1 protein-coding gene and 1 pseudogene are annotated in these 686 nt (G+C 72.6%); both read right to left on the bottom strand.

All coding sequences use genetic code 11. The features are described 5' to 3' along the window. Positions 1-313, bottom strand: a 313-nt coding sequence (locus PO768_RS27930) for an STN domain-containing protein (RefSeq protein ID WP_272648662.1), incomplete at its 3' end; no start/stop codon positions are given. A gap of 107 nt (positions 314-420) precedes the next feature. Beyond that, positions 421-686, bottom strand: a pseudogene (locus tag PO768_RS27925) (FecR domain-containing protein); the annotation flags it as partial.

Below are 686 nucleotides of genomic sequence, written 5' to 3'. Positions count from 1 at the left end.
GCTGGGCCAGCAGGCCGGTGCCGGCCAGCAGCGCGGCCAGGCCTTCGCGCGGGCTGTAGTCGCCGCGCAGGCCGGGGCTTTGCCGCCCCTGGGTCAGGCCCGCATCGGCCGAGATCAGCAGGCCGGACTGGCTGGCAAAACGCGGCAGCAGCTCGGCCAGCGGGCCAGCCGGCAGCTCGTAGTGCTGGGTGGAGGCGGCCTGCTGGGCCTGGGCGGCAGCACCCAGGCCCAGCGTGGCCAGCGCGGCCGATTGCAGCGCCAGCGACAGCAGGCTGGGGCGCAGCCGCGCTTGGACGAAAGAAAAGTGGGTCATCGGATCGGAGCTCATCAAAAGGAGTGCGTGGCTGCCTGGAATTGGGAGGCTTTCGAATCCCATGCCAGCCGAGCGCTCCGAAAGGGAAGTCGCCACCGGAAAAAATTTCAGGCACTGACCACGCGGGTCCAGCCCGGCAGCACGGTGCGCGTGCGCAGGCCCAGGCTGGCCACCGCCGCCGCCAGGCTGGCCTCCGGATCGCGCAGCGGGTAGGCACCGACCAGACGCCGCGCTGCCAGCGCCTCGGCGCAGTCGAGCCGGCCGTGGCGATGACGCGAGAGCTCGTGCAGGAATTCGTCCAGCCGCAGCTGCTCGGCCACCAGCAGGCCGCGCGTCCAGGCCTCGCGCAGGGCCGTCGCCGGCCGCAGCGACG

This window comes from Paucibacter sp. XJ19-41, assembly GCF_028462495.1.
Taxonomy (GTDB): domain Bacteria; phylum Pseudomonadota; class Gammaproteobacteria; order Burkholderiales; family Burkholderiaceae_C; genus Roseateles_E.
The sequence above is the reverse complement of the archived record's forward strand: the minus strand, read 5'-3'. Positions and strand labels throughout refer to the sequence as shown.